This is a genomic window from Oceanobacter kriegii DSM 6294, from assembly GCF_000422845.1.
Classification (GTDB): Bacteria; Pseudomonadota; Gammaproteobacteria; order Pseudomonadales; family Oceanobacteraceae; genus Oceanobacter; species Oceanobacter kriegii.
The window spans coordinates 109,336-132,483 of sequence record NZ_AUGV01000009.1 but is presented as its reverse complement, the minus strand read 5'-3'; the positions used below and the strand labels follow the sequence as shown (position 1 = coordinate 132,483).

General features: G+C 57.0%; 25 protein-coding genes. 12 read left to right on the top strand and 13 right to left on the bottom strand.

The window, feature by feature from the left end; genetic code table 11:
* Positions 1-164 precede the first annotated feature (164 nt).
* The 4 genes from G516_RS21610 (at position 165) to G516_RS0108150 (ending at position 2,043) form a co-directional block, all read left to right on the top strand.
* On the top strand, positions 165-434 hold the full coding sequence (locus G516_RS21610) for a hypothetical protein (RefSeq protein ID WP_036535289.1): 270 nt from the start codon (positions 165-167) through the stop codon (positions 432-434).
* Positions 424-792, top strand: a complete 369-nt coding sequence (locus G516_RS0108160) for a hypothetical protein (RefSeq protein WP_028293238.1) — start codon at positions 424-426, stop codon at positions 790-792. The genes G516_RS21610 and G516_RS0108160 overlap by 11 nt, the downstream gene beginning before the upstream one ends.
* A 213-nt stretch (positions 793-1,005) precedes the next feature.
* Entirely contained in the window at positions 1,006-1,443 is a 438-nt protein-coding gene (locus tag G516_RS0108155; RefSeq protein ID WP_028293237.1) for a hypothetical protein, read from the top strand.
* A 15-nt stretch (positions 1,444-1,458) separates the two neighbouring features.
* A complete protein-coding gene (locus tag G516_RS0108150; RefSeq protein ID WP_156878988.1) occupies positions 1,459-2,043 on the top strand; it encodes a flavodoxin family protein in 585 nt (194 codons plus the stop codon).
* Positions 2,044-2,122: 79 nt separating this feature from the next.
* Here G516_RS0108150 and G516_RS21605 read toward each other — a convergent pair whose 3' ends face one another.
* The 6 genes from G516_RS21605 to G516_RS21595 all read right to left on the bottom strand — a co-directional run bounded on the left by G516_RS21605 (position 2,123) and on the right by G516_RS21595 (position 8,755).
* Positions 2,123-4,198, bottom strand: coding sequence for an ExeM/NucH family extracellular endonuclease (locus G516_RS21605; RefSeq protein WP_051219076.1), 2,076 nt, complete (start codon positions 4,196-4,198; stop codon positions 2,123-2,125).
* A gap of 126 nt (positions 4,199-4,324) precedes the next feature.
* Complete coding sequence (locus G516_RS0108140) at positions 4,325-5,353, bottom strand: CobW family GTP-binding protein (RefSeq protein WP_028293235.1); 1,029 nt, start codon at positions 5,351-5,353, stop codon at positions 4,325-4,327.
* Positions 5,354-5,416: 63 nt separating this feature from the next.
* Positions 5,417-6,043, bottom strand: coding sequence for a histidine phosphatase family protein (locus G516_RS21600; RefSeq protein ID WP_084644949.1), 627 nt, complete (start codon positions 6,041-6,043; stop codon positions 5,417-5,419).
* Positions 6,044-6,081: 38 nt separating this feature from the next.
* A complete protein-coding gene (locus tag G516_RS0108130; RefSeq protein ID WP_051219073.1) occupies positions 6,082-7,179 on the bottom strand; it encodes a DUF2955 domain-containing protein in 1,098 nt (365 codons plus the stop codon).
* Complete coding sequence (locus G516_RS0108125; RefSeq protein ID WP_028293233.1) at positions 7,169-8,236, bottom strand: HlyD family secretion protein; 1,068 nt, start codon at positions 8,234-8,236, stop codon at positions 7,169-7,171. The genes G516_RS0108130 and G516_RS0108125 overlap by 11 nt, the downstream gene beginning before the upstream one ends.
* Positions 8,237-8,245: 9 nt before the next feature.
* Positions 8,246-8,755: a MarR family transcriptional regulator gene (locus G516_RS21595; protein ID WP_051219071.1), complete on the bottom strand. Its 510-nt coding sequence runs from the start codon at positions 8,753-8,755 to the stop codon at positions 8,246-8,248.
* A 710-nt stretch (positions 8,756-9,465) separates the two neighbouring features.
* Between G516_RS21595 and G516_RS0108115 the strand changes: the two genes are divergently transcribed.
* From G516_RS0108115 to G516_RS0108100, 4 genes are all read left to right on the top strand, one after another.
* Entirely contained in the window at positions 9,466-9,873 is a 408-nt protein-coding gene (locus tag G516_RS0108115; protein WP_156878986.1) for a DUF6795 domain-containing protein, read from the top strand.
* Between the two features lie 30 nt (positions 9,874-9,903).
* Entirely contained in the window at positions 9,904-11,028 is a 1,125-nt protein-coding gene (locus G516_RS0108110) for a lipase family protein (RefSeq protein WP_028293231.1), read from the top strand.
* Between the two features lie 113 nt (positions 11,029-11,141).
* Positions 11,142-12,320: a DKNYY domain-containing protein gene (locus tag G516_RS0108105; RefSeq protein WP_028293230.1), complete on the top strand. Its 1,179-nt coding sequence runs from the start codon at positions 11,142-11,144 to the stop codon at positions 12,318-12,320.
* A gap of 176 nt (positions 12,321-12,496) precedes the next feature.
* Positions 12,497-13,273, top strand: a complete 777-nt coding sequence (locus G516_RS0108100; protein ID WP_028293229.1) for a type IV pili methyl-accepting chemotaxis transducer N-terminal domain-containing protein — start codon at positions 12,497-12,499, stop codon at positions 13,271-13,273.
* Positions 13,274-13,455: 182 nt separating this feature from the next.
* On the opposite strand, the gene G516_RS0108095 is transcribed toward G516_RS0108100, so the two are convergent.
* Positions 13,456-15,990 (bottom strand): ABC transporter permease, encoded by a 2,535-nt coding sequence (locus G516_RS0108095; protein ID WP_051219069.1) that lies wholly within the window; start codon positions 15,988-15,990, stop codon positions 13,456-13,458.
* Positions 15,987-16,685, bottom strand: a complete 699-nt coding sequence (locus G516_RS0108090) for an ABC transporter ATP-binding protein (RefSeq protein WP_245582635.1) — start codon at positions 16,683-16,685, stop codon at positions 15,987-15,989. The genes G516_RS0108095 and G516_RS0108090 overlap by 4 nt, the downstream gene beginning before the upstream one ends.
* 22 nt (positions 16,686-16,707) lie before the next feature.
* Here G516_RS0108090 and G516_RS0108085 point away from each other — a divergent pair, with 22 nt between their 5' ends.
* Both G516_RS0108085 and G516_RS0108080 read left to right on the top strand, forming a co-directional pair.
* Complete coding sequence (locus tag G516_RS0108085; protein WP_245582634.1) at positions 16,708-17,466, top strand: arylesterase; 759 nt, start codon at positions 16,708-16,710, stop codon at positions 17,464-17,466.
* Positions 17,467-17,498: 32 nt separating this feature from the next.
* Complete coding sequence (locus G516_RS0108080) at positions 17,499-18,299, top strand: inositol monophosphatase family protein (protein WP_028293225.1); 801 nt, start codon at positions 17,499-17,501, stop codon at positions 18,297-18,299.
* A 21-nt stretch (positions 18,300-18,320) separates the two neighbouring features.
* Here G516_RS0108080 and G516_RS0108075 read toward each other — a convergent pair whose 3' ends face one another.
* Together G516_RS0108075 and G516_RS0108070 are read right to left on the bottom strand one after the other, a co-directional pair.
* Positions 18,321-19,430 (bottom strand): lipase secretion chaperone, encoded by a 1,110-nt coding sequence (locus G516_RS0108075; RefSeq protein ID WP_028293224.1) that lies wholly within the window; start codon positions 19,428-19,430, stop codon positions 18,321-18,323.
* Positions 19,431-20,369, bottom strand: coding sequence for an esterase/lipase family protein (locus tag G516_RS0108070; protein ID WP_036535287.1), 939 nt, complete (start codon positions 20,367-20,369; stop codon positions 19,431-19,433).
* A gap of 324 nt (positions 20,370-20,693) precedes the next feature.
* Between G516_RS0108070 and G516_RS0108065 the strand changes: the two genes are divergently transcribed.
* Positions 20,694-21,113 (top strand): CBS domain-containing protein, encoded by a 420-nt coding sequence (locus G516_RS0108065; protein WP_051219067.1) that lies wholly within the window; start codon positions 20,694-20,696, stop codon positions 21,111-21,113.
* A 5-nt stretch (positions 21,114-21,118) separates the two neighbouring features.
* On the opposite strand, the gene G516_RS0108060 is transcribed toward G516_RS0108065, so the two are convergent.
* Positions 21,119-21,628, bottom strand: coding sequence for a GAF domain-containing protein (locus tag G516_RS0108060; protein WP_028293221.1), 510 nt, complete (start codon positions 21,626-21,628; stop codon positions 21,119-21,121).
* 155 nt (positions 21,629-21,783) lie between these two features.
* On the opposite strand from G516_RS0108060, the gene G516_RS0108055 reads away from it, so the two are divergent.
* Positions 21,784-22,119 carry a TraR/DksA family transcriptional regulator gene (locus G516_RS0108055; RefSeq protein WP_028293220.1) on the top strand — a complete coding sequence of 112 codons (336 nt, stop codon included), beginning with the start codon at positions 21,784-21,786 and terminating at the stop codon, positions 22,117-22,119.
* A gap of 29 nt (positions 22,120-22,148) precedes the next feature.
* On the opposite strand, the gene G516_RS0108050 is transcribed toward G516_RS0108055, so the two are convergent.
* Both G516_RS0108050 and G516_RS0108045 read right to left on the bottom strand, forming a co-directional pair.
* Positions 22,149-22,595: an OsmC family protein gene (locus tag G516_RS0108050; RefSeq protein ID WP_036535282.1), complete on the bottom strand. Its 447-nt coding sequence runs from the start codon at positions 22,593-22,595 to the stop codon at positions 22,149-22,151.
* Between the two features lie 26 nt (positions 22,596-22,621).
* Positions 22,622-23,002, bottom strand: a complete 381-nt coding sequence (locus G516_RS0108045) for a rhodanese-like domain-containing protein (RefSeq protein ID WP_028293218.1) — start codon at positions 23,000-23,002, stop codon at positions 22,622-22,624.
* Positions 23,003-23,148 lie beyond the last annotated feature (146 nt).

Here is a 23,148-nt window from a genome sequence, read left to right as displayed (position 1 = left end):
CGACACCCGACACCCAACTCCCGACACCCAACTCCCGACACCCAACTCCCGACACCCAACTCCCGACACCCAACTCCCGACTCCCGACTCCCGACTCCCGACTCCAGACACCAAGCCAATCCTGAACTAGACTTAATCCATTCAAGCGACCCTGGGGTTAGGCAATGTGGCGACGATTCTATTTCTGGATACTGAAGCGTGCAGAAGACGACCGCGGTAATCTGGGCTTGTTTGTCGCCGGTGCCGTGGTGTTTTTTGCCGGTGGCGGTTTGATCTATGTTGCCAATTTGCGCATGTCGCCATCACTGTTACAGGAACTGGTGGCACTGACCGGCTTGCTAACCGCGATAGGCGGAGCAATCACCGCAGCCATGGGGTATATTGCGCTGAGCGTTTTCCGAATCATAAGGCACAGCCGCAAACATGACCTCTAGCTCATCCGATATTGAAATCTACCTGCTCAAAGCCGAGCCAAGCGCCATTCTGGAATGGCTGGCCAACGAGCTGGGCGATGTCGAGCAACAACAGCAGAAAGGCGACAGCCATCTGTGGACCATCAACGGCATGAACATCGTGTTCACCCCCAATGCCGAAGCCAACTTTGGCTGCCTCTGGATCAAACAAAACAACACCCAATGGGCAACCGACCTCGACTGCGCCCGCTCAGCTCACGCCGCGCTTGAACGCGAAGTCCGTTGCGCCGCCAGCGAATGGAGCGAGTCCAAAGCCGATGAACAACCGGGCTGGGTGAAGATCACCCGAGGCGTCGAAAAGCCTTTCGACTGGGACTAAGGACCCTCAGAACAACTCGGTGCCTGCTCTTCTATATGCCCCGTTATATGCCCCGAGCACTCACGCCACGGGGCGCTGATTTCTTTCTGTAACACATCATTTGCAAATCATGACCTGAATCTCACGAAAAGCGGGATTCAAATCAATTCCGCCTATTGCAAATGAGAATAATTATTATTAATGTGGTCTTGACGTTTATCGGAGGCCACAACTATGTCCGCCACCCTGCTGAAGTTTCCCACTCCCCAAACCAGTGCTCAGGACGCTGCTGGCCCACTTGCCAGTGCCCGCTTTGAAGCCGAAACCTGCCGCCTGGAGCTGCTGGAGCACCGCATCCGCAGCGAGCAAAATGAAACCCGGCTGGCGATGTGGATCGACAGTTATCTGGACATGGGGCTGGAGCTGGCATCCCACGCCGCTCTGAACAAGCTGCCCTGCTTGCAGGAAAGCTGGCTGCGACGCATGTACAACCTGCTGCGCGATGCCGCCTTCCTCAATCACAGCCGTGCCGTTAACCGCACCCTGTGCCTCGAAAACCTTTACCAGCCGTATTTTGCCCTGCGCCACTTATACAGTGCCCAACCGGACCGTCGGGCCTGTTTGAAGAACTTGTCGCGGGATATGGCGGTCACTGCCCAATACCTGTTTTGATTGCGAGTAATCACCATGCCTGAAGTCGCCATTCTTTATGACAGCAGCTGTCGTTGCTCTACCGCAACGGCGTGTGCTCTGGAACATTATCTGGACTGGACCGATGTGGCACTGTGCAATCTGCTGAGCTGCCTGCCGGAAGACATCCAGCCCTACAACACCCTGATTCTGGCGCTGCCGATCCATGCCTTCGGCACCCCGGAGCAACCTTGGGCGGATGCCTGGCCGATTCTGGAAGACGTCAGTTATCAGGGCAAACGGGTGGTGTTGTGTGGCACCGGCAGTGACTTTTGTTTCGATGACGACCGGCTGGCAGCCCTGGCGGCGCTGAGCCTGACCCTGCAAGGCTACGGTGCCGAGCTGGTCGAAGGATTGGCCGATATGCCAATGCCGCTGTTGAATGAATGGATGCAAAAAGGCAATCGCTGCCGCTGGCAGCAAACCCGGCTGATCTATTCCGAAAACCAGCAACACGCCTGCTCTACCCGTCAACAGCCCATGAACGATGGCGAACTGCGCCAATTGAGCGAGCGGATTCGACTTGCCCATCAGGGCGCTGGCGCGCTGGTTGAGCAAGCCAAACAGCCCGGCTTTCATTAACAGACCGGGCAAGTCAGTCGTGCTGCTTGCCCGGTAAAGCTTAAGTATTGGGGTTAGACAGAAGAACTAACCCCTGCGATCAAGCACGACGACGGGCACGCAGAGCCGCGGCGGCCAACAACAGCAGTACCCAGCCGGACGCCCCCGCCGAAGAATCCGAATCACTGGCTTGTTCAGCAGTGCTGTCATTGTCAGCCGTATCCTCGGTCACATCGTCTGTCACATCATCCGCCGAACCATCAGAGCCCGTGTCTGAATCATCTTCATCCACCGGAGTTTCAGCCGCAGCCGCTTCAATACGCAGACCAATCACCACTGGATCGTGGTCGGAAGAGCGGTAAGGATCGGCATTGGCGTAGTTGTCCACCGAGCGGTAGCTTTGACCGTTGGTTTCGGTTTCATAATCCATCAGCGAATCTTCCACCGAATTAATGTGCCAGGCTCCGGCACTGACCACCCAATCCGCCAGGGTTTGCGTTGCCAGCGCATGGTCCAGTGAACCCAGCAAACCGCTGTAGCTGTAGGAATACGGCTGCGCTTCGGTCGCCGCTTGCGAGGTTTTCAGGTTCACATAGCCACCATCCAGCAGCGTCTGTACCGGATCTTCCATACGATAGGCATTGAGGTCACCCATGATCAGGTTGGCATCAGATTCAACACCGGTCGGACGCTGTTGCAGGAATTGCAGCAAGCCGCTGGCGGCGCGGGTGCGGGTCTGGTTGCAATTGCCCTGACCGTCCTCGCCTTCGCTGGCTTCATCGCAGGCCGAACCTTTCGACTTCAGATGATTGACCGACACCGTGAAAGTCTGGTCGTTGAAACTGAAAGACTGAATCAGTGACGGCCGGTTCTTGTCATCCCTAAACAGCACGCCATCATCATCGGTTGGCGAATTGCTGCTATCCAGCACCACGGTGGTGCCCGTGGCCGTTACCACTGCCGGACGATACAGCAGCCCCACCGCAATGGCGTCGGTGCCAATCACGCCGCTGGCGGTTTGCGGATTCACAAACTGGTACTCATCGCCTTCGGCTTGCAGCGCGTTCAGCTCATCCACCAGATACTGAATGGCACTGTCGGCGGTAAAGCCGTCGTTCTCGATTTCCATCAGGCCAACCACGCCGGCGTCCATGGCGTCGATGGCCGCGACAATCTTGTCGCTTTGCATCTGGAAGGCAGCCTGCGTTTTGGCACCCCGAGCCGTCGGGAAACCGCCCCCTTCGCCATCTCCATTGAAGTAATTCAGTACGTTCATGCTGGCGATGCGCAGATTGGCGTCTTCGCTCACGCTTGGCTCACTGCTGCGCGGATGCGTTGCGGTAATGGTGTAAGTGGCAGGAATCACCGCGTAGTGGCGCCCCAGCACGTGCATCACGCCACTGAGCTCATCGACGGTGTCGCCAATGCGTACCGGGTTATCCACACCGTAGCCGTTCACAGCATCCGGGAAAGGAATAAACGCCGGGTAAGTCTCGGCGCTGCCATCGTCCACCAGCAAACGGTCAAACGCATAACCAGCGCTCAGAGCTGCGGCTTGATCACTACCCGGAGCGGCCAATTCGGTTGGTTGGAACTGCAAGGCAGACGACACCACCAGTTGGCCGTAATTACCAAAGCCGTAGCCAGTGCCATAAAAGTCGGATACCAGCAGCGACTCCGAGGCAACAATGCGCATGCCTTCGAGAGCTTCAAACGCCAGTTCCTCGCTGACTGGTAGCACCAGTGGTTGCGCTTCGGGCAGCTCGTTGCCACTGCTGCACACGGTCATGTCGGTGACGGTTTTCAGTTCCGTAAGGGTGTTGTACTCCGCCACGGTGGCGGCCAACCGAACCTGGTCGCCCACCGCCACTTCAAGATTGCGGTCGTATACAAAGATGCCTTCCGAGGTGCTGGCGTCGTTGTCTGAATCGGCGCTTTGCTCCTGCAACCAGAAACCGTCAAAAGCACTGTCAGAGCCGTCATTGGACACCCGGGTGACAATGGCATCCACCACCACGATGGTGCCGGTCATCGGGCTGGCACTGCCGTTGCCCTGTATCGAACTGATCAGGGTGATGCCGCTGCTGTCGCCACACGCCGCCACGTCGGCATTGCTGGCCGCGTGACAGGCATTGACCACAACGGCCATACCGAGAACAGACATGATCATGCGCATTTTGGATACCTGCTGAGTCGTCAAAATGAACGCTGATGGTCTTCCCCCAAAGCGGGTCATCAGCGCGGAACGCAGCAGTGTGGATAGTGAGTGTGGCATTTCTGTAGGAATTCGATGACAGATTGATCAAGAAGCCGGAGACTGCGAACCCGTTCCGACACACGCCTGCCATGCCTGTAACAAGCTGGCTTCATCCAGTGCCTTGAGGTCGATCAGTTCAAGCCGGTTTTCCCAGGCAATGGCATCGGCCTGACCAAGATATTGTTCACTCAGGGCGCCTTCGCGGAAGTTAAACGCCAGCACGCCTTCGTCGGTGGCCAACACCGCCTTGGCGCGTTCAACATCGAGGCCGTACAACCAATCCCGCACCTTGCTGGCGGAAAAGCGCCAGCGGTCGGTGATCAGCCAGCCAACGGCAAAGAAACCGTCGGCCTGCTGGTGCAAGGCTCGGTACGATTCATCGTTTTTCAGCGTCAATGGCTGGGTTAAATCCAGTACCGGCGGCAGGCTGGCAGTGCCAGAAGAAGTCTCAACAGAAGCACTGTCCGTCACAGACAACAAGGCGGTGTCGAGCTCGCCATTCACAATCTGACTGGTTTGCAAGGCAGGCTTACTGACTTTGAGCGACTCGACCAAGGTGGCAAACGCCGCCATATCCTCGTCATTACAAAGATCGGTTTTGTTGGCAACCAACACATCCGCCACTGCCAGCTGATCCTGATAGATATCGTGTTCGCGGTAACGGGACTGCGACAGATGACGCGGGTCGACCAGAGTAACGGTCGCGCCGGTATGCAATACGTCGGCGTAACCATCCTGTCGCAGGATATCGAGAATTTGCTTAGGATGACCCAGACCAGTGGGTTCAATCAGCAGCACGTCTGGCCGCTCGCGGGCAATCAGGCTGTTCATGCCAATCTGGAATGGCAAGCCGGACACACAGCACAGGCAACCGCCCGGCACTTCACGCACCGCCACGCCGTCCCCCAGCGATTTCAGAATGGTGCCATCCACTCCGACTTCGCCGAACTCGTTCACCAGCACCGCCCACTTTTCATTGGCAGGCTTGTGCTTCAGCAAATGCAAAATCGTGGTGGTCTTACCGGTTCCGAGAAAGCCGGTAATCAGGTGCACACGAACGGAAGAATCAGACATAAAAAACCCACCACAAATAAACCGTTACAGGGTAACAAATGCGGCGGGTTCAGAGAATGCGGTTCAGGAAATCAGGGATGCCATCTGATCGGCCGACAGTTCGGCCAACGGCGTAATGCGCCAGTGACTGTCGTCGTCCGTATCCCCCACCGGTTCAATCAATACCGGCGTGGCGTTGGGAAAGGCTTCGCACTCGGTGGTGTTGTAGAAAATATCGTAGATACAACGGTAGACCGCGCCGTGGGCAACAAACAGCGGTAGCGTGTATTGCTCCAGAATGGCGTTCAGGCCGTCGGCGACGCGGTTGCGAAAATCAGCCCAGGGCTCGCCTTCTGGCGGCGTTGCCAGATGGTTGATCGGCCGTTGAATCGGCTGGCCTTCGTCGGCGCCAAAGTGGCGTTCATTGAAGCGCGTGTCAATCAGCAGGTCGGTATTCGGCACCGCCAGTTGCGCGGTACGCTGGGCGCGTTGCAAGCCGCTGGCCACCACCACCGACCAGTCGCGATTCAGCAGCGCTGCCGCACTGCGGGCCTGCTCTTCCCCTTCCGGGGTCAGCACCGCTTCGCTGCTGCCGCAGTACCAATCGTTAACGTTGTAGTTGGTCTGGCCGTGACGCATGTATACAAATGGTCGCCGCAAAATCATGCCGTACTCCTCAGAATCCATACGGCTATCTTGCCTTATCAGCATGACGATTCCAAAACGCCGGGATGAAAATCCCCGCCGCTTCACTCGTTGCGGGTAGCCGCAAAGCCGTTCAGCAGTCGATCCAGCAAGTGGGCGCAGATCATCAGAATCACCAGCGCAAAGATCACTGAGGTAACGCGATAAACGCTGGAATACAGAATATCGCCGCCGGGCTGCATGTATTGGCCAAACAAAATGCCAATGGTGGTGAGCGCACCAAAGCCCGTTGCCGAACCTGCGCGCTCGGCCAGATGCAGCCGTGCTGCTACCAGAATGGTCATGAACATCGCCAGCACCACCAGCACCAGATGATCAATCAGGTCGTACATCAGCACTTGCACCAGCATGGCCATGGCGCAGCCATACAGCACACCGCGAGCCCGGTTCCAGGCGCTCAGCAGGGTGCCTTGCAAGGTCATCGGGAACAACACCAGCACCGTCGCCACTTGTGCCGACAACGAGTCCTGCAAGTCAAACAGCTGAAACACCACGTAAGAGCCCGTACAGAGGATCGCGCCCATCAACATGCGGTGGTTGATCTGGGCCTTGCTCAAGTGCTGCTCTGGCGGTCGCCCAGGGCTGTCCGGTTCGGGAATCAGCCAGAACATCAGCGCCGCCGCCACCACCGAAATGATGCTGGCAAGAGCGGTTGCAATCATCATGTTGTGAATGCTCTCGGGCTGGTAGCTGCCCAGATTCAGCACCGTGGTGGTGGTGACCAGACTCGAAGCCCACAGCAGCAAATACGGCGTGGTGATCATCCAGCGAAAATGGCAGCCAAAGAAAAACGCCACCACCATCAGCATCAGTACCGGATACGGCACCAGCAGGGTTTGCAGCAGCCACACTTCCAGCGCCGACACCACCACCCCGCCGAGGAACTGGGCTGCGATCATGGTGTTGAACACCGGCACCATGCCCATCAACAACATGGGAAACACGGCAAAGAACACCCCATAAGGCCAGCCCATGATCTTGCAAATGGCAAAGCCGGCAACACCGCTGAAGGCAATACGCAGCAAGCGTCGTTGTTCGAAGTCAGATAACGCCAGCGTGTTCACTGGCCTGTTCTCAGTTGTGTTGGCTGGCGTGTTGGCCGTAGTGCTGGTCAGAGCAGGCTGAGAGGTCTCAGTAGACATAACGCAACCAGCTGATGATGTGCATCTGGGCCGCCGCCAACCAGGCCAGCAGTCCGCTGTCTGACGCCGACATCATCACCGTCGCCCGTGAACCACTCACCAGCGCATTCGGCAGAGCACCGGCATCGGCTTGTAAATACACCCGTACTCGCTGGGCATCACGGACCCAGCGGTCGCTGTCGTCCAGTTGCGCCAATTGACCATTGGCCAGCAGCTGCCCTTTGGCAACGCCCATGTCACGGCTGTCCAGATGGGCGTGGACAACCTCACCCGGCAAGGCATCAAACACCACCCAGGCCGCCGCGTCCGGGTCGATGTTCAGCAAACTCTTTTCACGATAATCCGCCGCAATACGGCCATTACCGGCAGCCACAAGGGAAATCAGCGACTGGCCAGCATTGGCCTGGGTGCCCGGCAGCAGTTGCAAGTTGGACACCACACCGGCCTCCGGTGCCACCACCGTGGTTCTCGACAGGTTCAGTTGCGCTTGTGCCAACGCATTGCGTGCCTGACGTACCCGCAGGTTATCTTCACCGTCGTCCCCCAGTTGCACGCGGGTGGCATTACGACTCTCCAGCGCCGCCTGATAATGGGCCTTGGCAGAATCCAGCCGGGTCTGGGCCTGATCCAGTGCCTGCTGGCTCGACAGCTTGCGTTGGTGCAACGACTCGGCCCGTTGCAGCTCGCGCTGCGCTTCGGTAACCGCCACGTCGGCCTCCTGCACCGCCGCCTCGGCTTGTGCCAATTGCGCCTTCAGCGCGGCATTGGTCTGACTCACCTGTGACAACGCCAGCTCGGCTTTTTCCAGCGCAAGGCGGTAATCGCGGGCATCGATACGAAACAGCACATCGCCCTTGTTTACCTGCGCGTTGTTTTCCACCAGCACGTCGGTCACAACACCCGACACCTGTGGTGCGACGGTGACCACCGGCCGCTGCACCATGGCATAGGAGGTCAGCGGCAAGGCAATATCAATAAACAGCAGGTAAGCCAAAACCAGTAGAAACAGGATCGCCGCCCGCTTCATCCAGCGGTTGAAATGAATATCAGGTGTCATGTGAACTCGTTAATTGCGTGTATCAGGAAGATCGCTGGCAGTCGCCGGTACAGGTAGCGACTGACGACGCGGACAGGAAAGAGAGCCTGGCCGCTGCGTTGCCACATGGGCGTTTTCAAGTAATTGCTGCAACACCGCCCGGAACGCCAGCCGTTGATCCGGACTCAGCCCGTCGAGCAAGTGGCTACGGCCTTCGACAGCACGTGCCTCTACCTTTTCGAGCAAGGCCGTGCCTGCTGCGGTAAACCACAAGGTGCGACGACGGGCATCCTGCTGGTCGGCACGACGCTCAATCAGGCCGCTGTCTTCCAGCTGATTGAGGGTTCGCAGCATCGACGGTTGTTCGATGCCGATATCCGCCGCCAGCTGGCTCTGGGTGACGCCTTGCCCCATCCGCTTCAGGTGCAACAATGCGATCCAACGCGACTGGGTCAGCCCCAGATCCTGCATCCACACATCCACCACTGTTTTCCAGCTGTGGGCAGCACGCCCCAGCAACCAGCCGATATCACTGTCCATGTTTGCGATCCCCGTTACCAACACAGCAACTGATCAGCCCAAGTTCAGCGCCTGCAGGTTAAATTACTTGAATAGTTAACTAATACACACAGAGTAAATTAGTTAGCCTGCTAACAAAATATCGACCTATCGAACGGACTATTCCCACTTACGGCAACAATTTACACATAAATACGTTCGTTGTTTCTTCAGAGGCAAGAAAAACGACTTAGGGACCCTCTGAATAACTCTGCACAGCTCTGCGCGAGTCCTGCAGGTTGTCAGAACAAGGCGGCGAACGCAGCGAAATGACGGGTCCTTTTCAAGTTCGCCAACGCCGTTCTGGCGAGCTGAAGGCCGCGCCCGAAGGGGATGGCAGGGCATCGCTGACTCTGTGTCGCTGCTTTTTGACTTGACCCGCCAGGCCTGCAAATCAGCTTCGGGACTCAGCTTCGCCCTGTCATCCAGAGCGGGCACCGAGTTATTCAGAGGGTCCCTAGTATCCAAACTGTGAGCCAGTTCGTTAATTGACAAATTGATCGCCACAACTCGACAAATTGGAACCACGTTCCCGTTTGTCACTGGCCCTGGCAGGTAAGCTGCCCGCCAATTAACACAAGGACGTCGATCAGGGCGTCTGAAACAAGGCACTCCAAAAAGAAGGCTCGGGAATGAAATTGTGCGCCGTCATTTTGTGTCTCATCAGCCTGAGTGCATGCGGAGAAAACACAGTGGGACTCTTTAACGCAGACAAGGTCTGCCTGTTTTCAGCCTTTGAAGGCCAGCTTTTCAACGATGGCAAAGCCCTTGCCAACGTCACCATCACCCGTACCGCTGACTACGGCGGCAAAACCTACACAGACACAGCCACCACCAACAGTGACGGCGTGTTCCGGTTTGACGCTCGTTGGGGCGAAAGCCGCCTCGGCGATCTGGTCCAGTTTGTTTCCCATCAGGCCATGTTTGTTGAATATCAGGGCGACAGGCAACAGATCTGGGGCGGTGGTAAATCCAGACCGGAGGAATATGCCGAGTTTGGCGGCAAGCCAGACAACCTCACCTGCGACCTGCAAAACCCACTGCAACGTTCCGACAAAACCGACAGCATGATCGGCGGTTTGTGTCGCTGGGATATCTGACATTTCACTTTCACAGGGAAGAACCGCACGATGCAAGCATCTGAAATCGCCCGCATGGCAAAAGAGGTCTACGACGTACAGTCGGACTTCGACATGCAAATCTTTGGTCAAAGCTTTGGTCTGGCCGAGCAAAGCGGTCAGGTTGTGCAAGCCAAAACCGGCTTCCGTCTGATCAATGCCCAATCAGCATTTGCCATTTGTGCGCGTGGCAAAAACGCCAACAGCGGCGATGTGTTTATTGTTTTTCGCGGTACAACGAGCAGTAACTACGGTGCCGACTGGATCACCGACGCGCGCATGGGACTGAATATTTCTTCCACTGGCGAGTTTGTTCACTCGGGCTTCAACCATACGTTCAACACCTTGAGAGAGCAGCTGGTCGAATACCTTGCCAGCCAGAAAGACGTTCGCACGGTTCACTGCATTGGCCATAGCCTTGGCGGTGCCGTTGCCAACCTGGCGGCGGACTGGATTGCCAGTAATTATCAGGTCAAGGTGAAACTGTATTCCTTCGGTGCGCCAAGGGTTGGTTACGGCGAGATGGGCTTTGCCCGCAACATCACCACCAAGCTCAGCCCCGATAATATTTTGCGGGTCTACCACAGTGCCGACCCGGTCCCGATGGTGCCGCTGTTTCCCTACGCTCATGCGCCTGCCTGGGGGCTGCCGTGCTACATGCCGAATGCCGGACAGGTATTCAGCTTCTCCCAGCACAAAATGGGCAACTACCTGAACTCCGTTGGCAGCAAGGCCTGGAAGGAATTACGCCGCGCGGAACCCCAGTTCTCATTCAGCGCCATCAAACAATGGCTCGACAGCGACGCCATCGACTCCACCGCCAACTCGACGGTATGGCACAAGCTAAACGCTGCAGCCTTCTATCTGGTGAAAGCGGTATTGGCTGTTGTGGCGGTGCCATTGGTCGCTGGTATGACGGTGGCAGACTACCTCGCCATGGTGCTGAGCAAGGGACTGGAGCTGGCGGTGGATATTTCCGGCTGGATTCTGAAGTTCATCCAGAAGCTGATGCGAATGGTCGGCTACACCGTCGTCAAGGCCAAGGAAGAAGTCACCACCCAAATTCTGCAATCCCTGCTATATCGGGTCAGCGAGACGATTTACCGCGAAGTACGCAAGGCGATGAAGTCGCTCTAGGTTCCTCGTAGTCCTGGACTCCGGCAAACATCGCAACGCTTGCCAGCCCCTTTCACTTACAAGTGCCAGGGGGCTTTCTGTTATTTTCCTTTTACGTTCCGGTACATCAAACCATGAGTCTGATTCTGAACCTGTTCGTCACCATGCTGGTCACGCCCTGGGGCAGTGCTGTGATGATGTCGCCCATGATGTTTGCCGCACCGGGAAGCCATGACAGCCTGCGTGGACTCATCACCGGGATGGTATTTTTGGGCTACCCATTACCGATCTTCCTGATTGCAGGACTGTTCGGCGTAAATTTCTGGGGATTCAACAGTTTCAAGGTCGCCGGGGCTGTTGCCGTTGTCTGGATGCTGGCCATCCTGTTTCTGGGCATACCAGGCGCACTGATCAACCTCGCTCGAGGCATTGCCAACGAAGGCTATTCCGTGGTGGATAATGTTGCTTACTACAACGCGCGCCCCATCGCAGGAAGCGATGCCGCCACCTTTACAAGCTTCAATACGATTGAAGAGTTCCACCTCCGCTACTTTGCCCTCGACAAACACCGTCTGTACGAATTTGGACGCCCGGTAGAAGGCGTCGACGCCAACAACCTGCATCTGGTGGAACGTCAGGGAAAAGACTACTGGATGAACGACCATCAGGTGGTGCATGGCACCGACATCGTCAAAAACGCCAACCCAGCGACGTTTCAGCTGTTTGAAGAAACCAACTGGGCCCACTCGGAAACCGGCGGTGTCTACACCCTCTACTACCAGCACGAACCCATTGCCGACGCAGACTTTGCGACCTTTGAGCCCATCGATTATTGGTTTGCCAGAGACAAGCAGCAGGTTTACTACCGAGGCGAGAAAGCTCCGGTCGACCTCGATCCTGCCAGTCTTGTCGTTATGGAAAACCGCCTGGTCAGAGATCATCGCAATCTGTACGCCTTTGAGGACATGAACTTCACCCCACTCCCAAACATCGACATCAGCACGCTTGAGCAAGTCGACAGCTTGTTTGTCCGGGACAAGGAGCAGCTGTTCTTTCATCAGGATGCTCATGTTGAACGCCTCGAAGGCATCGACCCCAACCACTTCAAGCCGCTGGGCCGACAATACTACCGTGCCGGCAATCGCATCTTTTTTACCAGCCATCGTGACGGCCTGATGGAGCTGACCAGTGCAGATGCAAACAGCTTTGAAGTACAGCAAGACGACTCAGACACCCGCTTCGATGCCCGGGACAAACAGCAAACCTACCGCTTTGGGGAAATCTACGAGGAAGAAGCGCAGCCCGGCAACTGACTTCCGCCGCCAGACCCTGACCACACAACCTGACCACACAACCTGACCACACAACCTGACCACACAACCTGACAATATTGATGGACAATCCTACAGATTGACGCTGAATTTCCATTGAAGCGTCACAGTGCAGGTCTAGGATTAACCTTACGAAAAATGTGTAAAAGGAGTTTGGTATGCGCAAATCTCAAATGCTGTGCACTCTGCTGGCAGCAGGTTTTTCCTCTACCGTCCTCGCCGAAACGATTTCAGACGCGGAAGCCGATTACCTGTCAGGCCACTTGTGTGCGTTATCGCAACGGATTACCAAGGACTACCTCGCCATTGGCGCCGGTATTCGCCCGGAAGCCATGCAAGCCGATATGCAGGAAAGCATGGCGGTGTTCAGTGATGAGCTGGCGCAGTTGCAGCAATACGCAGTCGAGCACCAACTGGAGCAACCACTGGCGGAACTCAGCCAAAACTGGCAAGCCTTCACCCAGCGTATCGCCGCAGAGCCGGAGCTAATGCATGCCAACGCCATGTCGGTTATCAACGAAAGCAACGCCTTGCTGGCCAAATGCAACAACACGGTGGATGCCGTTAATCATCAGTCGAGCTCGGCCAATGCCGACCTGATTGATATGTCGGAACGAGAAGCAGCCCTGACCCAACGAATCGCTCGCGACTACATTGCCTATTATTGGAAAGTACCGTCCGAGCAGGTGGAACAGGATTTGATGGCGTCCATTTCGCAGTTTGACGAAACCCTGACGGCGCTGAACAACCGCGGTAATACCTCGGCAGAAACGCGGGAGTTGTTGGGCCAGATACAGGCACAGTGGAATTTTTCGCGCCGCGGTTTAACGCTGGAAGAAAACGCGCAACTGGTGCCGGTGGTGATCAACTCAACCACCAACTCCATTTACACAAAAATGACAGCGTTATCAAAAGCCTACACCAAAGAGAGCTAGGCGGCCTGGAGTCTGGAGTTGAGCGGGTCGCGTAGCCTCTGGCGTCTGAAAACAGAGCTGTGAAAGTCGCTTGCCGTCGATCATCCATCGGCAGCAAGCTACCTCCTACAACAGCCCTGTAGGTCGAATAAGCCGAAGGCGCCATCCGACACACCACAGACTGCTGCATCCGCCGCCGCCCATCAGCCCAATTCGCGGATAACCCGCAGCGGTGCCACCCGTACGGTTTTGCGCAGCAAGCCACTGCCCAGCAGTGCCAATGCCAATGCTGCGACCACTGGCAACCACAGCCAGATCCAGCCCAAACCCTTGTACGGAATATTGAGCGCAAAGGTGTACAGCGACCAGCACAGCAGCTCCGCCGACACCAGCGCCATGACCGAAGCCACAAGCCCCAGCAAACCAAATTCGGTCAGTTGCGCCTTGCGAATCACATCGGTGCTGGCGCCCAGCGTGCGCAGTAGTGCGCCTTCCTGCAAGCGTTCACGCAGACTGGCCACCAGCGCCGACACCATCACCAGCACCGCGGCGACCAGTACCACCACCAAAATCAGCTCAACCGCCAGGGTAATTTGCTGCAACAGGGTATGCAGCTGGGTCAACAGTGCCTGCATATCCAGAATATTCACCGCCGGGAATTCCCGAATCAGGCTGGTCAGCTCGGCTTGCTCGCCGTCTGGCACGTTAAAGCTGGTGATGTAGCTCGGTGGCAGTTTTTCCATAATGTCCGGTGAGAACATCATAAAGAAGTTAGGGCTTAGCGAGGTCCAGTCCACTTCGCGGAAACTGCTGACTTCGGCTTCAAAATCGACCCCGGCTGCACGGAACGACAGTGTATCGCCCAGTTTCACGCCCAGCCGTTCAGCCAGTTCGACCTCCATCGACAATTGTCCGGGCTCAGACATGCTCCAGTCCCCCGCCACCACGCGGTTGGAATCCGGCAGCTGGTCATCTGCGGTGAGCGCCAGATCACGGTCAATGGCACCAACACGGTCGAGCTTGAGGTCCTGAATGCTGGTGCCGTTAATTTCCAGCAACCGGCCCGGCACCATCGGATAAAGGGTTTTCGACACAAAACCACGGGATTCCAGTGCCTGTTCAAAGCCGTCCTTGTCGTAGCTCTGAATGTTCAGCGCGAATACGTTGGGAGCGTCCTGCGGCAGGCTGTTTTGCCAGTCGGCCAGCAGGTCGTTACGCAACATGGCAATCACAATCATCACCTGCAAGGTCAGCGAGAAGGCCAGAATCTGGCCCGCGGTCTGGCGGCTATTGCGGCTCAAGTGCTGCCAGGCAAAGCGCAGGTTGAGCGGTAAATCGCGATTGGCCAGACGCTTGCGCAACAGTACGATCGCCCCTTGCAGCCCAGCCAGCAACACCAGCACCAGTGCCGAGCCACCGCCCATCACCAGCAATGTCAGCAACAGGTCACCGGTGAACACCCACAGCAACAGCGCCAACGACACAATCGCCACAGCGGTGATCATCCAGCCTGCCAGCGGCACCGGCGTCAGGTCCCGACGCAACACCCGCAACGGCGCAACGTTAGCCAACGGCAACAAATGAGGCACGCCAAAGCCCAACAGAGTAACCAGCCCGGAGCTGAGCCCCAGCAGCCAGGCCAGCGCCGGAGCAGCAGGCAGTTGTTCCGGCAACACATCTGCCAACAGCGAAATAATCGCCGCCTGGAACCCCAGTGCCAGCAACGCACCAATGGCAGCGGCCGCCAGTCCGAGCATCAGCAATTGCCACAAATACAGCTTGAGCACATCGTTGCGCTTGAGGCCAAAGGTGCGCATCAGGGCACTGATATCGAAATGGCGCTGGGCATAGCGCTGGGCCGAAATTGCCACTGCAATACTGGCCAGTACCACTGCCAGCAGCGACGCCAACGCCAGATATTCCCGTGCACGATCCAGCGAGCGCGACATACGACGATTGCCCTCTTCAAGGGTTTCAATGCGTTGTTTATCGGTCAGCGGGAAGCTGTCTTCAAATTGCTGCAACTGGGTTGGCGAACCCTCCAGCAGCAGGCGATAACGCAGGCGGCTGCCGGGGCCCAATAGCGGGCTGTTTTGCACGTCGTCCCAGTGCACCATCATGCGTGGGGACAAGCTGTAAAAACCGCCGCCGCGATCGGATTCTTCGGTGATTTCACCGGTTACCCGGAACACGCTGTCACCTAATTCAATGTTATCCCCCACGCTGGCGTTCAGCAGTGCCAACAAGCGCGGTTCCACCCAGGCTTCGCCCCGTGCCGGGCCATGATTTTGCAGTTGCGGCTGTTGGTTGCCCTCGGTAATCACGTTCAGGCGCGCTTGCATCGGGTAGTTGTCATCGACGGCCTTGATCGCCGCCAGCGTCATATCGTCGCCATGCAGCACCACACTTGGAAACGTCAGTGCCTGTGCTTGTTTGAGGCCCAGCTCAGCCGGTATCGCCAGCTGTTCATCACTGAACGCCTTGCTGGAGCGCACCCGCATATCGGCCCCAAGCCAGGCGGAGGATTTGTCGTCTAGCGCCAGTTCCAGCCGTGAGCTGAACAGCGAAATCGCAGTGGTCGAAGTCACCGCAATCAACAGCGCCAGCAGGATCAGCGTCAGCTCGCCACTGCGGGCTTCACGCCACAACAGTCGCCACGCCAGTGCCCACTGTCGCAACAATGGCATCGAGCGACCAGCGGGCATTGCTGAAGAATTGCCAGAAGAAGTCGTGTTCATGACCCCTCCTGCACAGTGTCCGCCGGGCTAACGTCTTGTAGATGGCCATCGGTCATACGTACCTGACGCTGGCAACGATCCGCCAATTGTGGGTCATGAGTGACCAGTACCAGCGTGGTGCCGCGCTCGCGGTTCATGGCGAACAGCAGATCTTCTACCTGCTTGCCGGTATTGCGGTCGAGGTTGCCGGTCGGTTCATCGGCAAAAAGGATTTTGGGTTCACCGGCAAACGCCCGGGCCAGGGCTACCCGCTGTTGTTCGCCACCGGACAGCTGGCTTGGGTAATGATCCAGACGATGGCTGAGGCCAACGCTGTCCAGCAGCTCACGGGCTTCTGCCCGGGCATTGCCAGCCAGGGCACGAATTTCCAGCGGCAGCATGACGTTTTCCAACGCGGTCAGTCCCGGCAGCAGCTGGAAGTTCTGGAATACAAAGCTGACGCCTTCCGCACGCACGGCGGCACGCTGGTCTTCGTCCAGCTGTTGCAGTGGATAACCCAGCAGCTGAATGGCACCAGAAGTCGGCAAATCCAACCCGGCCATAATGCCCAGCAAGGTCGACTTACCACTGCCGGAAGCACCGACAATGGCCAAACTGGTGCCTTGTGCCACTTGCAGCGATACCTGATTCAGCAGCGTCAGTGAATCGCCACTGGCGGCTTGCACGGTTTTGCCAACCGCGGTTAACTCAAGCACATTCACGGCTGCGGGGGCAGCGATGGAATCTGTTGCAGCCGCTGCTGTCCCAGTCTGGCTGCCCTCTGATGGCTGTGAACTTTCTGAAACCGAAAAGGAATCCCGTGTGCTGGCGTCATTCTCTACTTTACTCATGAATCGTTCCCAATCCGTGCGGTTATTGGTGCTGACTTGCTTGTTGGCGCTGGCTTCAGGCCCGGCTCGTGCGGCGTCAGATCACCCGGTTATTCTGATCGTCGGAGACAGTATTAGTGCGGGTTTTGGCGTCCCGGTTCAACAGGGCTACGCCACCCTGCTGGAACAGCAATTACAGGAACACATGGCGGGTATACAAGTGGTTAACGCCAGTGTCAGTGGTGATACTACCCAAGGTGGCGTGGCGCGATTACCGCAACTGCTGGAACAGCACCATCCAGATCTGCTGTTGATTGAACTGGGCGGCAATGATGGCCTGCGCGGTACACCGCTGAAACTGATCCGCCAGAACATCGAGCGAATGATCCGCATGGCAGAAGAGCGTGGCACCATGGTGATGTTGCTGGGCATGCAGATTCCGCCAAACTATGGCCAGCGTTACACCAAGGGCTTTGCCGATATTTACCCGCAGCTGGCAGAGCAATACGACACCTTGCTGGTGCCGTTTTTACTGGAAGGCGTAGCCACCGACCCTGAGCTGATGCAAGGCGACGGCATTCATCCCACCGCCGAAGCACAACCGATATTGCAGCAGCTGGTAATGGACGAACTGCAGTTGTGGCTGGAACTGCATCAAGGCGAGTAACCCGAATTTTCATCACGTTTTAGAGATAACCCATGAGCCAATACCAACCCATGATGGACCTGGCGCTCACGCTGGCACGTGATGCCGGTGACGAGATCGCCCGCCAGCGCAATGCACTGGAAATCAACTTCAAATACGACGGTGCCGAGCTGGTAACCCAGGCCGATGTTGCCGCCGACAAACTGATTAACGACGGCATCAAAGCGGCCTTTCCGGATCACGATATTCTGTCGGAAGAATTGGGGCCGGATAACGAAACCGACTGCGAGCACCTGTGGATCATCGACCCCATCGACGGCACCGTGAACTACGCCCACGGCCACGCCCAGGTGGCGGTATCCATTGCTTACTACCATAACGGCGACTGCAAGGCGGCGGTGGTTCATAACCCGTTTGCCGAAGAAACCTTTGAAGCCATGGCGGGTAAGGGCGCGTTCCTGAACGACCAGCCGATTGAAGTATCTGGCAAGCAGGACATGCGCCGGGCCATTGTTGGCACTGGTTTCCCCTACCAGAAGGACGACATCGACGAGCTGATGAAGCGCGTCACGGCGGTGCTGAAGCAGTGTGGTGATATTCGTCGGCTTGGTGCAGCGTCACTGGATATTTGCTGGGTCGCCTGTGGTCGTCTGGATGCCTATTACGAAACCGTCAAACCGTGGGACTTTGCTGCCGCGCAGTTGATTGCCCGCGAAGCGGGCGCGCGCTTTGGCCATATCTACCCCATTCCACAGGGGTTGAACCCACAGATTTACAGTCACAACATTATGGTTGCTACACCGGCTCTGTTTGAGCCGATGCAGCAACTGTTGATCAGCGCGGATAGATCCTGATCGTTCTGCTTTCGGCAGCAACTAATCATCTGATTTCGAAAGCGTCAGCCACTGCAACGCCGCCGTCAGACGGCGTTGTTCTGCCGCACTGAAGTTGGTTTGGCGGTAGCTTTGTAACTGGCGCTCGCGGGCTTCTGCGGTTTGTTCCCTGGCTAACGACTGCTCGAATTGTTGATACGCCTGCAACCGTTGTTGCCACTGCTGCTGACGGCTGTCCAGTTGCGCCAGCCGCTGAGCGGCAGCCTCGCCATATTGCCGGGCTCTCTCCTGATAAACCTGATCCTGAGCGACCTGCCCCTGAACAACTTGGCCTTGAGTAGCACCACTGCTATCAGCGGTCTGCTCACGGTAGGTATCCGCCGACAGCAGTGGATTATTTAATAGCAGCTGACTCTGCTGGCGAGCATGCTGCAAGGCCTCCGGCATTTGCGCTAACGCCTGCTGAACCTGCTCGTCAGAGACTTGCCCCAACTGCTGCTGACGGCGTGCCAGCAAATAGCGATCGAGTGCTTCGTCGTCGGCAAAAAACGCGCGAACCACCTCAGCCTCAAAATACTGGCGGCGCAACCGCTCCACCCAGTCGAGCCGCTGCTGCAGATCGGTCAGGGTCATTTGCGACAAACTGCGGGCTGAACGCTCGTCGTAATCGGCCAGCGCCCGTCGGTAATCCATCCACTGGCCCATCAGCGACAAGGCCTGATCCCGCCCCGGCTGTGGCAGCTGGTTAATTTGCCGAATCATTTCAGCCGTCACCTGCTCCAGCGACCATTCCCCCTGCACCGACAGCCAGCCATCCAACCAGTGACGTAATTGCCGATCAACCACCAGCTGGCCACGAGCATCCACGCGCAAACGACCATCGGGCGAGGCCCCACGAAACGTATTCAGTTGCAGCGCTTGCTCTGACGGCACGGCCTCCCGACGCCCGGCCAACAAGGCCGAATGATCGCCTTCATTAGCCGCTGAGGACGTTCCGTTTGAAGACGGCTGCGCCAGCGTATGCACCGGCACCGGCTGCCAAAGTGTCAGCACCAGCCAATACGCTCCAAGGCACAGCAGGGTAGAAACCAGAAACAGCACCAGCAAGCGCAAACGGCTTGCTGGTGTGTGGTTCAGCACAGAACCGGGCATTTACAGACCGGCCTGCTGCAAACGATTGGCGTGGGTACGGAATACCGCCAGCGGATCGGTTTCGGTCAGGTGATGAATACCAAAGGTCTGGTTGATTTCATCCAGATGGTTCATGCGGAAATCGTTGCGCACCACCATGCCCAAATTGGCATCACAAGCGCCGACCAAACCGTCGTTAGGGGTGTTGCCGTCGAAGAAAACAGACGCCACCACGGTAACGCTTTCGAGCGGATCAAGAATGTTGGTCAGCGGCTCAGCACCCGCCCAGGAGTAGTAACGCACGCCGTTGTATTCATAGTCGCCCTCACCGCAAGCAGAGGCCGGAATGCCACCCGGATGCTGCTGGTTGAACGCCATCGCATCGGCGGTGGTCATGGACGCCAATGAAGCAATCACATCCTGCTCATAGCCGCCACCGGAGAGAAAATCGATGGCTGTTGCCAGCGCCGTGGCCAGACCTTCCACTGCGCCGGTCAATGGCGAGCCGCCCTGATACCAGTCGTAAACGCCATCGGCCACCGGGGTGCCCTTGTTAACACCCGATACCGAGGTTACCGAAGCAATGATGTCCGGGCGAACCGAGGCTGCATAACGGGTGGTCGGGCCGCCGTGGCTATGGCCAATCAGGTTGACCTTGTCGGCACCGGTGATGGCCAGCACCTGTTCGATTTCCAGAATCAGTTGTTCACCCCGCACCTCGGGTGAATTGGAGTTGGCTACCGAAGTAATAAATACCTGGGCGCCGTCGGCTTGCAGGGTTTCTGGCACCTTGTACCAGTAATCCACCCCCAGAATGGCATCAAAGCCAAACAGGCCGTGGGCCAGCACAATGGGATAACGGGTAGCGGTATAACCGCCGTCAGCCTGATCAGACATGGCATGGGTCCAGGCCGGCAGGCACACCAGTGCCAGCAGCAGTACTCGTGTTGCTCGGGTCATGAGGTCGTCTCCTGAGAGCTTCTCTGGCAAGCGAGCCGATACCCGCTTGCAGAAATTCCCTGAATTATTTTTATTAGTGAGTTTTGCTCAACACGGTGTTGAGATTTGAGAACATCTAACAAAGCCCCGAGCAGGGCATAGGACAGACCGGGCCAGCGCCAACGGATTCTGACGGCGAACCGGTGCTTGTCTTGTTGAAGCACAAAAAATGATCAAAATGGGACACACAGATGCAAGGATTCGTGGCTTTAAAACGCCGGATTCACTGCGTTCTGGCAAATACCTGCTTTACTTAAGACAGGTTCCCAATCACAGATACTCGCCATGAAACACGTTCACGAATTGATGAAAACCGAACTGCTGACGCACACCCCGGATGAGACCCTGCGCGATGCGGAACAGACCATGGGTGAACACAAGATTCGCCACCTGCCGATCGTCGATGGCGACGGCCATTTGGTGGGCTTGATGAGTCAGAAAGAGTTTCTGGCAGAAGCGTTTAAAATCACCGACAAATTCGGTGCGCATCATCTACAGGAATATCTGGCCAAAACGACCATCGACAAGTGCATGCAGACTGAGCTGCACACGGTCAAAGCCGACAGCCTGCTGAAAGACGCTGCCGAGTTGATTCGCACCAATCGCCATCAAGGCTGCGCTCTGGTGGTCGATGACAGTAACAAGCTGGTGGGGCTTTTGACCTCGCAAGACTTCGTCAAACTGGCCGCTGAACTGCTGGGCTAGATCACTCAGATCGGAATATCTTCACGAAAACGGGCCAGCACCTGCTCCACCAGGTGGCCCCACAACGAGCAATACACCACCATGGTGTCGTCGAAATAATCGATCTGATGGGAGTTCAGAAACAACACCCCCATCAGTTGCTCGTTTTCAAACAAGGGCATGGTGAAACTGGCCCGATACCCCTGCCCCAACAACTGTTCCGTGTGTTCACTGGAGTCAACCGAGCGGAAGTTTCGCATGTCGTTCACCACCCGAATGCCGCGCTCATCCACCAGTTCCTGCAACGACGGCACAGCCGCCAACGGTGCGCTGTAGCCCGCCAATACCTGACGGCTTTCGCCATCACAACTGAACGCTGACAACACGCCGTTGGCAGGGTCGTACAGAGCGATGGAAAAGCGATCCAGCCCGGAATATTGCAGTCGCAGCGCCCAATACAAATGTTGCAGTCGCTCGGTCATGGAGCCAGCAATGCCGGAATACTGGTCGCGGTAACGTTGTTCTGAGAGTTTCATAAGGCGTCTCCGGAGTCAGCTTGAGCGCAACGGCGTACCGCATCACTCTATCCGAGCCATGCAACCCGACGCCTGACGCACATCAAGATGCCCCGGCGCAAACAGGCAGATTCTGGAATCGACAACAACAGCGGTTAACGCTACAGGAGGCGATCATGGATCAGGATGTATTGCGCAAACGACTGGAATTGGAACTGTACGAGCTCACGGAGCGTTCACAGCGGGCAGAATCGCACGCCCTGCACACCGACGCTGCGGTGCCCGGAGACTTCGCCGAGCAAGCCACTGAACGGGAAAACGACGATGTCTTGCTGGAAATCAGCCACGAGGCGCAGACCAAAGCCCAACAGATTCGTCAGGCCATTCAGCGCATTGATCAGGGCGTCTACGGCGAATGTTTTGAATGCGGCGAAGCCATCAGCGATGCCCGGCTGGCAGCTGTGCCTTACGCCTTGCGTTGTTATCAGTGTGAGTCGATTCAGAAGGCTTGAAGCTGCACAGGTTCAAGCCACCTGACCGTCTAGAAAACCGGTTCCACCACCACGTCACAGAGAATGGAATTGGCAATAAAGCAGTGGTCATGGGCTTTGTGGTGCATGGCGACGACCGCTGCTTCGTCCGGCTGCTTATCGCCGCTGAACACCACTGCGGGTTGTAGCCGAATGGTCGCAACGGCAAACTTGCCGTCATCACGCTTGACCAGTTCAGCGACAGGCTGGTCATCATAGGACTCAACGACCAGGCGCTTTTTCGCCGCCAACGCCAGAAACGTCAGCATGTGACAGCTGGCCAGTGAGGCCGCCAACAGCTTTTCCGGGTCAGTGCCGATGTCGTTGTTGGCCGCCGCTGCCGGGATCACCACGTCATTACCGACGTCGAGCTGATGATCCTTGTTGTAACCTGTATGGCTGAAGTGGCCGTCGGAGCGCCAGCTCAAACGGGTGCTATGGGTTGATACGGTTTCCATCATCATCACCTGTGTTTGCGAGAACCTTACTGATACTGGCCCGGATCAATTTCGACCTGATGCACGTCCCCTTGCCAGCCATCAAAGCCCCCCACCAGCATGCGAACCTTGTCGAATCCCATCTGTTTCAGTGTGTGTGCCGCCAGCGTGCTGCGACCACCGTTCTTGCAGTACAGCAAGATCGGCTGCTGAGGGTCGGTCAATGCAGGATGAGCCCCCACCCGGAACTCGAGTACCCCACGCGGCACATTCACCGCCGTGGGCAAATGGCCCATGTCGAATTCGGCGGCCTCACGGACGTCCAGCACCACCACGCCCTGTTGTAGCCATTGTTCGGCCTCATCCCCCGTGATGGGAGTTACTGAGGCCTGCGCCTGTTGCAGCATGTCTTCTTTGGTTATTGCCATGTCACCTCTCCTGTCCGGGCCAGAGCCAACGGCCCCGCTGTACGATGAATCAACAGAATACAACACCAGATAAACATAAAGGAATATAGATTTTAAAAAACAGCCCGGGCGCAAGTAAAGTCAGGCCCGGGCTGTTTCTGCCTGCG

Coding starts and splice junctions, on each gene's coding strand:
- G516_RS21610 (WP_036535289.1), top strand. CDS start 165: ATGTGGCGACGATTCTATTTCTGGATACTGAAGCGTGCAGAAGACGAC.
- G516_RS0108160 (WP_028293238.1), top strand. CDS start 424: ATGACCTCTAGCTCATCCGATATTGAAATCTACCTGCTCAAAGCCGAG.
- G516_RS0108155 (WP_028293237.1), top strand. CDS start 1,006: ATGTCCGCCACCCTGCTGAAGTTTCCCACTCCCCAAACCAGTGCTCAG.
- G516_RS0108150 (WP_156878988.1), top strand. CDS start 1,459: ATGCCTGAAGTCGCCATTCTTTATGACAGCAGCTGTCGTTGCTCTACC.
- G516_RS21605 (WP_051219076.1), bottom strand. CDS start 4,198: ATGCGCATGATCATGTCTGTTCTCGGTATGGCCGTTGTGGTCAATGCC.
- G516_RS0108140 (WP_028293235.1), bottom strand. CDS start 5,353: ATGTCTGATTCTTCCGTTCGTGTGCACCTGATTACCGGCTTTCTCGGA.
- G516_RS21600 (WP_084644949.1), bottom strand. CDS start 6,043: ATGCTGATAAGGCAAGATAGCCGTATGGATTCTGAGGAGTACGGCATG.
- G516_RS0108130 (WP_051219073.1), bottom strand. CDS start 7,179: ATGTCTACTGAGACCTCTCAGCCTGCTCTGACCAGCACTACGGCCAAC.
- G516_RS0108125 (WP_028293233.1), bottom strand. CDS start 8,236: ATGACACCTGATATTCATTTCAACCGCTGGATGAAGCGGGCGGCGATC.
- G516_RS21595 (WP_051219071.1), bottom strand. CDS start 8,755: ATGGACAGTGATATCGGCTGGTTGCTGGGGCGTGCTGCCCACAGCTGG.
- G516_RS0108110 (WP_028293231.1), top strand. CDS start 9,904: ATGCAAGCATCTGAAATCGCCCGCATGGCAAAAGAGGTCTACGACGTA.
- G516_RS0108105 (WP_028293230.1), top strand. CDS start 11,142: ATGAGTCTGATTCTGAACCTGTTCGTCACCATGCTGGTCACGCCCTGG.
- G516_RS0108100 (WP_028293229.1), top strand. CDS start 12,497: ATGCGCAAATCTCAAATGCTGTGCACTCTGCTGGCAGCAGGTTTTTCC.
- G516_RS0108095 (WP_051219069.1), bottom strand. CDS start 15,990: ATGAACACGACTTCTTCTGGCAATTCTTCAGCAATGCCCGCTGGTCGC.
- G516_RS0108085 (WP_245582634.1), top strand. CDS start 16,708: ATGGAATCTGTTGCAGCCGCTGCTGTCCCAGTCTGGCTGCCCTCTGAT.
- G516_RS0108080 (WP_028293225.1), top strand. CDS start 17,499: ATGAGCCAATACCAACCCATGATGGACCTGGCGCTCACGCTGGCACGT.
- G516_RS0108075 (WP_028293224.1), bottom strand. CDS start 19,430: ATGCCCGGTTCTGTGCTGAACCACACACCAGCAAGCCGTTTGCGCTTG.
- G516_RS0108070 (WP_036535287.1), bottom strand. CDS start 20,369: ATGACCCGAGCAACACGAGTACTGCTGCTGGCACTGGTGTGCCTGCCG.
- G516_RS0108065 (WP_051219067.1), top strand. CDS start 20,694: ATGAAACACGTTCACGAATTGATGAAAACCGAACTGCTGACGCACACC.
- G516_RS0108060 (WP_028293221.1), bottom strand. CDS start 21,628: ATGAAACTCTCAGAACAACGTTACCGCGACCAGTATTCCGGCATTGCT.
- G516_RS0108055 (WP_028293220.1), top strand. CDS start 21,784: ATGGATCAGGATGTATTGCGCAAACGACTGGAATTGGAACTGTACGAG.
- G516_RS0108050 (WP_036535282.1), bottom strand. CDS start 22,595: ATGGAAACCGTATCAACCCATAGCACCCGTTTGAGCTGGCGCTCCGAC.
- G516_RS0108045 (WP_028293218.1), bottom strand. CDS start 23,002: ATGGCAATAACCAAAGAAGACATGCTGCAACAGGCGCAGGCCTCAGTA.